The 4119-nt window shown below is 37.0% G+C and carries 4 protein-coding genes; all 4 read right to left on the bottom strand.

Going from position 1 to position 4119, the window contains the following annotated elements; translation table 11 throughout:
- On the bottom strand, positions 1-876 hold an 876-nt coding region (locus PX484_RS07535; protein ID WP_288103336.1), incomplete at its 3' end, for a DNA-methyltransferase.
- A gap of 236 nt (positions 877-1112) precedes the next feature.
- Positions 1113-2123 (bottom strand): tryptophan--tRNA ligase, encoded by a 1011-nt coding sequence (trpS, locus tag PX484_RS07530; protein WP_287670513.1) that lies wholly within the window; start codon positions 2121-2123, stop codon positions 1113-1115.
- Positions 2124-2184: 61 nt separating this feature from the next.
- On the bottom strand, positions 2185-3498 hold the full coding sequence (locus PX484_RS07525) for a dolichyl-phosphate-mannose--protein mannosyltransferase (protein ID WP_287766041.1): 1314 nt from the start codon (positions 3496-3498) through the stop codon (positions 2185-2187).
- A 16-nt stretch (positions 3499-3514) separates the two neighbouring features.
- The coding region (locus tag PX484_RS07520) for a Uma2 family endonuclease (protein WP_288103333.1) at positions 3515-4119 on the bottom strand (605 nt) is incomplete at its 5' end.

The raw sequence follows: 4119 nt of genomic DNA, 5'->3' as shown, positions 1-4119 counted from the left end.
TTCTACCGGATTAGATGAAGCTTGTATAATTCTCTCGACAATTGCTAAAGGAAATTGTGCGGGATGTCCGGTTCTTTCCTTAGAACTGCGCTTTTCTCCTGTAGTGACTTTAGGAACTTCCCACACATCAGAAGGATTTTTACCGAGGGGATTACAACGATATTTACCATTTTTCTTTTGATTGGGATACTTAACGTTAGGGTCACGAATATTATCTAAGTTAAAAGTATATTCTTGGCAATTTTTGAGATAAAAAAGCCATTTTTCATTGCGAGGACTAAGACGATTTTTTGTAGAAACACCAGCCCCATATTTCCAGACAATTTCTTGTAAAAGATAAAAGGGAGACTTATCCCAAAGAAGATAGGGAATCGGAACACATAATCCCTTTTCTGGCACTTCTAAATAACCAACATTTAGCCACAAAGCACCGTTATCTTGAGTAATCTGATAAATTTGCCGCAGCCAATTAGCACACCAATCAACATAGTCATTGATTGAAAGAACTCGTTCATATTCTTTGCCAATATTATAAGGTGGTGATGTAACAGTGAGGTCAATTTTTATGTCACTATGAGATAGTTTAGACAAAAAGTTTGTGGCATCTCCTTGATAAAGAATAAAGCCATTGTCCGAGTAAAAAGGTTGACCAAGATGACTAACCAGAATTTCTTTAAGAAAATTAAATTTGTTGGCTCTATCTTTTTCTAACTCTGGAGAAAATGGCTGTAGTAAGGAGGAAGGAGCAATCTGAGTTGATTGATGATCAACAATTCCCTCTGCTAGATAAGAGTTTTGTTCCTTGCTGGCAATTGGACGAGACTCATCTTCCCTAGACGATAGTTTTTTTTGTTTCCCCTGGGACTCTACAACCATAATTTCAAAGGACAGGTAAGTATTTTGATAGTTTCAATTATGCCCTTATTTTACCAAAATATCACTGGAGTTGTGCTTAATTTAATAACTTTTGTAATCATTCTCCTTCCCTTACCCTGGATGGGGGGGGTAAAACCCCACCAAGAGTTAAAGATTGACTGATAAAGCAGCGAGTTTTCCTTGAAAAATCTCAACTGAGTAGATTGATAATTATCAGATGCACCCGAAAATTATCCCTAAAATGGTGGTAAATAACCCATGGCATTTTTGACTCGATCGAGAGTTTGATTGGCCACCGCTTCTGCTTTGAGACGACCTTGTCGTAAAACCGTGGCTAAATAATCTTTATCCTCTCTAATTTGGGCGTATTTTTCCTGAATAGGTTTCAGAGATTCTATGGTAACTTCTGTTAACATCGGTTTAAATTGTCCCCAACCTAAATCGGCACATTCTGATGCGACCACCTCTTGACTTTTTCCCGATAAAATGCTATAGAGAGTTAGTAAATTATGGCATTCGGGACGCTCCGGATCATCGAAACTTAAACCCTTAACTAGATCGGTTTTACAGCGTTTAATTTTCTTGGCAATGACATCGGGACTATCGAGAATATTAATCCGACTCATCTCGGAAGGATCGGATTTAGACATTTTATTCCGGCCATCGGTTAAGCTCATCACCCGCGCTCCTTCCTTGCGGATCATCGGATCAGGAAGTTTTAAAATTGGTTGTTTCGGTTGTCCAAAAAGATGATTAATTCTAACGGCTATATCGCGGGTTAATTCTAAATGTTGTTTTTGATCTTCTCCCACGGGTACTTTATCGGCATCGTAGAGTAGGATATCGGCGGCCATCAGTACGGGATAATCGAGTAAACCTGTGCCAACATTTTCCCCCTGTTTAATCGCTTTTTCCTTAAATTGAATCATATCGGTTAACCAATTTAAAGGGGTGATACAATTCAATAACCAAGTTAATTCCGTATGGGCCTTAACGTGGGATTGGACAAAGATAGTCGCATATTCTAAATCAATTCCGCAGGCTAAATATAAAGCGGCAATTGCTAAAGTATCCTCCGCAAGAGTGGCAGGATTATGGGGAACGGTGATCGCGTGTAAATCGACCACACAAAAGAAATTATCGTAGTCTTTTTGTCCCTCCACCCAATTGCGGATCGCACCGAGATAATTGCCTAAATGTAAATTGCCGGTTGGTTGCACACCAGATAAGATTCTTTGTTTACCCATAACTCTTGCGATCGCTTTTTATCATGATTTTATTGTATCAGTTTTTGCCGCTAATTTCATCCTAAATCCAATTGGGAAAAATCATTCTCAGATAATAATCCCGCACTGACAGGGGAATGCCTAAATAAATTGGTAGCCAATGGATAAAAGCAAAAATTATCAAAATTATCAGCGAGCGCGAGCCATTTTTATAAATAGGACTGGAACTTTCTAACCCATCGGCTAAGAGCCAAGCTAGAGCAATCCAAGTGAAGCTATAGGCAGCCATATAATGATAGAGAAAGGTACAGCGACTAATTTTTAACCAGGGCAGCAGATTGGCAATATAGTTACAGATAAGATAGGCGGAAATTACCCGCTCTTTTCGGTTAAATAATCGACTAAAAACCACTAGAATCGCTCCCGTAGAAAACCACCATAAAAACGGATTTCCCATAGCGTGAACATCATAAATTTTATCACCTAATCTCTCAAAATAATAAGCCACAGGTCGCCCCATTACTAACCAACTATACCAGGGAGAACAATAGGGATGGACATCAGATTGATTACCTTTTATTCTCTGATGAAATGACCAAATTTCCTGATGTACTTGCCAAAAATTATATTGATGGTTGACGAGAAGATGCGGTATCCACAGCAAACTATAGGTAACTAGGGGAAAGACAATTAAGGCGATAAAAATGTCCTCTAATCTCAGGTTAGTTGCCTTTGTCCAAAGATTATCTTTTGACTGCTCTTGATTCAATAATTTTATTAACCAAGCAATACCGATAAAAATAAATATTCCCAGTAAAAATCCTAAGCCATTCCATTTAATATTTGCCGCTAAACCGAAAGAAACTCCTGATAATAATAGCCAATTGAGTTTCTGATTTTTCTGGAGTGCTAATAAAAAAAATAATTGTCCAGACAAACCGAATAAAATTAAGTAAATATTATTGAGAGCATAGCGGGATTCCACCAGAAATAATCCGTCTAAACTAGCGAGAAAAGTTGTGATTAAAAATACAGTTTTTCTCTGGGTTAATTGATAAGCAATTCCCCCAATAATTAGGGGAATAAAAGAACCAGTCAAAGCATTTAACCAGCGATAACTAAAAGTTGAGCGCAGGGAACCTGTTAAATTATTAATGGTTTCAGGATCGGCAGGAAAATGGGAACCAATCCAGATACTAATAGCAATTAAATATTGACTTAACGGTGGATGAGACTGGAAAAAATCTTTACCGATTAGATATTCATTGCCGTATTTAGCATAATAAACTTCATCGAAAACAAGTGTATTAAATTGACTGAGATTCCAGAATCTTATTCCTAGAGAAAATAAAAATATCCCTAGGATAGATAGGTTAAATTTTACTTGAGAATTCATGGAAAAATAATAGTTATTATAACTGGGAATTTTCTGTTAAACGCGAGCGAAATTCTTTGACGGCAAGACGGGGATTAGGATGGTTAACATATTCGGCTAATAATTCTAAATTTAAATCTGGTAATAAAGCACTTTTAGGGATTAAAATATATTCGCCATTCTCTTGCAAAGAATAGATTTTTAACTGATTATCTTGCCAAAACCAAACCTCTTGAGTTCCCAATCTTTTATAAACTTCTAAAACTTTCAGGCTGCCACTGGTTAAGATGATTTCAATCGCCAAATCAGGAAACTCTTTTTCTGTAAATAAACAAAAACATTCATCTGGTTCTTTTCCCGCTTCTTTTTCCTGTTTTCGCAAAGTGGTGGAACCTAATCCCCAGAAATCAATTTCAGCATATTCTAAATAAACTTCTACCAATCTACCGATATTTTTTTTGCTAACTTCGTGACGACGACTAGGAGCCATAATTTCTACCATTCCATCTAAGTAAGTAATGCGATAACTGGAACTATCTTCTAAATGTTTTAAGAGGGTTTCGTACTGTTGCCAATTAACCCCAGAAATAAACATTCTTTGTTCAGGATCATTAGCTTTTAACTCGAAATCTTCTAATCCTT

The sequence above is a fragment of the Microcystis sp. M49636_WE2 genome, assembly GCF_030065375.1.
Lineage (GTDB): Bacteria > Cyanobacteriota > Cyanobacteriia > Cyanobacteriales > Microcystaceae > Microcystis > Microcystis aeruginosa_C.
The sequence above is the reverse complement of the archived record's forward strand: the minus strand, read 5'-3'. Positions and strand labels throughout refer to the sequence as shown.

Coding starts and splice junctions, on each gene's coding strand:
- trpS (WP_287670513.1), bottom strand. CDS start 2,123: ATGGGTAAACAAAGAATCTTATCTGGTGTGCAACCAACCGGCAATTTA.
- PX484_RS07525 (WP_287766041.1), bottom strand. CDS start 3,498: ATGAATTCTCAAGTAAAATTTAACCTATCTATCCTAGGGATATTTTTA.